Annotated in this window: 3 protein-coding genes; all 3 read right to left on the bottom strand. The window is 39.0% G+C overall.

The genetic code is table 11. From position 1 onward, the window contains the following. Positions 1–85: 85 nt before the first annotated feature. From cas2 to cas9, 3 genes are read right to left on the bottom strand one after another with little or no spacing between them, the layout of a single operon-like run. Positions 86–412 carry a CRISPR-associated endonuclease Cas2 gene (cas2, locus tag ABNR88_RS06910; protein WP_291930404.1) on the bottom strand — a complete coding sequence of 109 codons (327 nt, stop codon included), beginning with the start codon at positions 410–412 and terminating at the stop codon, positions 86–88. 29 nt (positions 413–441) lie between these two features. Further along, positions 442–1,332 carry a type II CRISPR-associated endonuclease Cas1 gene (gene cas1, locus ABNR88_RS06905; protein ID WP_291930405.1) on the bottom strand — a complete coding sequence of 297 codons (891 nt, stop codon included), beginning with the start codon at positions 1,330–1,332 and terminating at the stop codon, positions 442–444. After that, positions 1,325–4,381: a type II CRISPR RNA-guided endonuclease Cas9 gene (gene cas9, locus ABNR88_RS06900; RefSeq protein ID WP_291930406.1), complete on the bottom strand. Its 3,057-nt coding sequence runs from the start codon at positions 4,379–4,381 to the stop codon at positions 1,325–1,327. The genes cas1 and cas9 overlap by 8 nt, the downstream gene beginning before the upstream one ends. Positions 4,382–4,653 lie beyond the last annotated feature (272 nt).

The raw sequence follows: 4,653 nt of genomic DNA, 5'->3' as shown, positions 1-4,653 counted from the left end.
GTTGTGATTTGCGTTTAGGCGATAGTCGGTTACAATATGCTCGCTACAAACGCTGTACCATAGGCGCAACTTTCATTTTTTCTAGTCAGAAAAATGAAAGTTGCGCCGGTACGGTTTCGATGGGTCGGCGTTTTTTTCCGTAAAAAACCTCGATACGTCCAAATTGCTTATCGGTAATTTTGATAATTCTTACCTCGCCATCAGGCGGTAGGTGGAGTTTGATTCTACGCGCGTGTACTTGGGCGTTTTCTTCACTACTGGAGTGGCGCATATACACTGAGTATTGCATCATCCTAAAACCATCCTCAAGCAAAAACTTGCGAAAATGTGTGTAATCTTTACGCATCCATTTATCATCGGTTGGTAAATCAAACAGTACAATTACCCACATGGTTTGTAAGCCTCCAAACATAAGTAATCCCAATGTTCAAAAGCTTTATATTACGCTCGTAATATGGGGTATGTCAATGTTGAGCATTCTTTAGTAAAGTTACGCTTTAGATTTGCCATTAGATAATGCATTGATACCATCATTGGCATTTGCTTTTTATCATAGCGCACATTGTGGCTAATCAGGTTTAAAAACGGAGTTTTACTCTCAATGGTAATAGCAATGTTGGGGTTGGCTTGATACAGCTCATAAGCAATACTATCCACCCAAGGGCGTAACGGTTCCATCAGGTCATCTGCCAAGCACAGAGCATTGTATTGATTGTGATGAAACAAGCCTATTGCAGGGTGCAAACCACTAGCGCAAATATTACGCGCCACCATAGCACGGATGATTGAATAGCCATAATTAAGTATGGCGTTAATGCCATCGGCATTTTGATCACGAATAAAATCCACCCCAAATAAAGCCTTCCAATAATACTGAGCCGCCAAGCCCTCACAATTAGTACTGTCGCCTGATTTAACTTCGGTGGCTAATTTATGTAATCGAGTATAAGGCTTGTTAAATTGTTTAAGCGTATCAGCTTGATTGTTAATCTTTTGAATGATAACTTGCTTCCACAGTCTTTTGCGTATAGGTTCAGAGATATTAATTTGTTGTTTGAGGATTTTTTGGTGCAGGGTATTGCCCTCAGCAATCGGCAAAATAGTGGAATAGGGCAGGTGTTTTTCATCACAAAAAATAATCGCTACATTATGCTTTTGGCATTCAATAATCAACGGCTGGGTGATGCTAATAGCGCTATGTTCTAAAATTAAAGCGCCAATATCCTCAATCGGGACTTGTGCCACTAATTCATGATCTTGATCAATTAATAATTGCTTGTGTTTAAGGTGTAAATAACTCGGATTACTAACCTCAACAATGCGTTTAATCATGTTCGATAAAATGACCGATAGTGTTTATATCGTGTTTTACGATTTTATATTTATCAAAGTTATCTTTACTGATACCAATATAAATTTCCTCATCTTTATTTTTTAGTGTTGATGCTATGCCAAGACGCAAGACAAAACGTTTTGCGCCCGTATCTATTTTTTGCACTCGATAAAATACGCGCTCGCCATCTCCTTGTTCGATACTCACGGTATCGTTGATATGCAGTGCCATGACAAATTCCCAATCTTGCCCATAGTCAGTTTTAATAATGGCTTGTTTGGGTATGTTAATACCCTTAGCGCGGTGCGAGGCGAGCATGGTGGTTACAAACTCGCCTTTAACTTTACCTGTTTTGCTATTTTTGATGATTTCAACGTGGTGGGTGTTGCCATACGACATGTATTTAAAAATTTTGCCAGTTTTATCACGCACGCCAAATTTGGTTTGGGCGAGTTTCTTTTCGTTGGTTTTGGATTGTAATACACGCACACGCTTAATGGGGTTTTTACCAAGTTTGAGTAAAGCTAAATGTTCAGCATTAAAAGCCTCTTTAGGGTTTGGATAGTTTTCAAAATGCTCTAAAACTTTAGTTTTAACAGCTTCATCAACAATGCTTAGGGCATTTTTAAGAGTGAACTCTGGGCTTAGGGTTTTGCGATAAACCAAACCGCCGTGTTTTTCAATATAGCCTGCACCTGTTTCTTCATGCAATGCGCCTGAAAGTTTGCGCTGTGGTGCGTGGGAGATAATGGTGTGTTTAAGACGCTCATCCAGCTCCTCACGAATGTGAGCATACGGCGGAGCAATATTAAGCCTATCATGCTTAATTTGCCTAACTGCGTTTTGATATAAATTGCGCGAAGTGGCAGCGATTACCACCGCATCAATCGCATGATGACGATGATCGGTGCGATCTTTTTTATTGACTTCACCAATGATACTATTAAAACCCCATTGATGGCGGATTTGACTGACAACAAAACCCTTGGTAATGTTCACATCACAGCCAAGTTGGCGCACATAATCTTGCGCCAGTTTTGACATATAACGGGTGTCATTTAGCTGGCTGGAAATAAAATCACGTTTTTGTAAATCGGCTTCTTTGGTATAGAAACGTTTTGTTTTACTAATCAATGATTTATCCCAATGACTAAGGGCTTGGGTAATTTGATTCCATTTATCATTATCACCACCCCAAGCATCAACTGGGGTTTGATCAGATTTGTTGCGGTTCTCTGCGGTGAAACATAAAACCTTATTCATGTAAGAATCATCGAGCGATCTTTTAAAAGGCAAGATGTGATCCACCTCGCACTCAGCTGAAAATACCTGATTAAGGGCGATAGTTGCGCCACTATAAGCGCATCTCTCATCTTGGTCTTGCCATAGACGGTAGCGGATTTTGTCATCTCGTGAGGCGTATTTTTTTCCCAAATTAAGACCCTCAAAAGCAAGTTGTGCCTCTTCATTGGCTTTTTGATTTTTCTTTTGTCGAAATTCATTTTCTTTATAACGCTTGGTGTTCATCTCCAAATCACGCGCCATTTCAATACGCACCACATCAGGCTTACCATATTGTTTGATAATGGCATTAATTAAACGCCTAAGCTCGTGCATGCCTTTATTGACAATAGGGTTGGAAGTTTCGGGTGGTATGCCTAGTGTATTAACAGCTTCAATTTCTGCTACTTCATAATCGTAACCTGCTGCTTGACGGGCATCTGAGTAAATCATGCCTTGTTCTAAAAACGGTAATAGTTTTTTAATGGCTTTTAGTGAAAGATTAGAATATGTAGGCTCAAACTCAATTAAACACAGCTTAACGGCAGTTTGTTTGTCAAAATCCCAATGCGTAATTAATCGGGCTTTAAGTGCTGATTTTTTCTTAATAGTGAATAAATCTTCAAATAAATCATGTTGCTGTTTATCAGAACAATCGTCCCAAGCACTACCAATTATATTGCGGATTTCACCAGCTGTAATATTGCCCTTTAGATTTTTAGCTTCGAGATTGATTTTGGTAGGCCTGTCCAAACCCAGCTCTTTTTTGAGCATTGTTACGGTAATTTTTGCATTGTATTCAAACAAGTTTTTTAACTTTATTTTTTGCTCATCGCTAATACTTATCCATTTTTCTTGCCAACGATCAAAAAATTGCAAATTATTAATGTCTTGTAAATATCTGAATTTCTGCACTTCTAGGCGTGCAATATTAGCGCGATATTTATTCAGCTCTAATGAGCATTTTCCAACGCGGTCTTTTCTGAGCTTGAGAGGGCGCTGATAAAAAATAATGACCAAAACTCCTTTATCTTTTTGCATGAAGTCACTTGGCAAGTGGTTAAAGTATTGTGATTGTTGTTTCCAAATTAATTCAAGCTCGTCCTGGTACATTTTGCGCTCGGTACGAAGGTGTCCACCATCGTGTGAGCGATTACGCTTCACTTTGCCACTTTCTAGGTTAAACAGGTATTCGCCCAATGTTCTAGCATCAGCATCTTTAATCGCTTGATAAACATCAGCAATATCTGCTTTAAATTGCCCCTCTTCCTTGTCTTTAGTGGGCTTATTATCAAGGGCATTTAAATAATCTAGCGTATCAGGGTCATCAACTAAATCGCCTGCAACTTGTTTTTTAGTAGATAAAAAACCACGCCTTGCAACAAAATGTAATAATATTCTGCCAAATTCATGTGGAGTTAATTGCTCATCTAAACCTTTAACGCGCAACTCATAAGGATCACCAAGGCCATTTAAAACAATCTCTGGTTGAGCGTGGTTTTGTAATTCTTTTGGTAATAAATCAAGCGAAACCAAATAATTAAGCATTCGCTGTTTGCGTCTTGCACGGCGCTGAATAACGCGCCTACCAAGGCGTGATTCACGGCGTTTTTCATTTTTTGGTGTGGGTGTTTTTTCCTCAACTGCTTTAATAAAGATACGCGAGCCTAAATCTATAATCTCTGAAGCCGTATTGTTGTCCTCATTAAGAAGCGCCCAGCCAATAGAGTTTGAGCCTAAATCTAGCCCTAAAACTTTTTGTTGCATAATGCTTTGCCTTTGTGTAGAATATAAATCAGATTGTAACCGACTATCGCTTAAGAATTTTGCTTTTCATACCAATGAAATTTATTTTTCGTAGGCTCCGCTTTTATGCGACCAAAGCCCTCCCAGCGGGGGTTTTTTATTGTCTAAAATTAAGTAAAAGGTTATTAGAATAGGGTGCGTCTAACTCTACTCAATCGGATCGACATCCAAATACCAGAGTACTTTATTTTTGAGTTTGATACTGTCAATGTGCGGCTTTTGATTGTCCATTT

This window comes from uncultured Candidatus Thioglobus sp., assembly GCF_963981275.1.
GTDB lineage: Bacteria > Pseudomonadota > Gammaproteobacteria > PS1 > Pseudothioglobaceae > Thioglobus_A.
This window is presented reverse-complemented; position numbering and strand designations above follow the sequence as displayed.

What these genes read in the sequence shown, in the direction of transcription:
- cas2 (WP_291930404.1), bottom strand. Translation starts at nt 412, where the DNA reads ATGTTTGGAGGCTTACAAACCATGTGGGTAATTGTACTGTTTGATTTA.
- cas9 (WP_291930406.1), bottom strand. Translation starts at nt 4,381, where the DNA reads ATGCAACAAAAAGTTTTAGGGCTAGATTTAGGCTCAAACTCTATTGGC.
- cas1 (WP_291930405.1), bottom strand. Translation starts at nt 1,332, where the DNA reads ATGATTAAACGCATTGTTGAGGTTAGTAATCCGAGTTATTTACACCTT.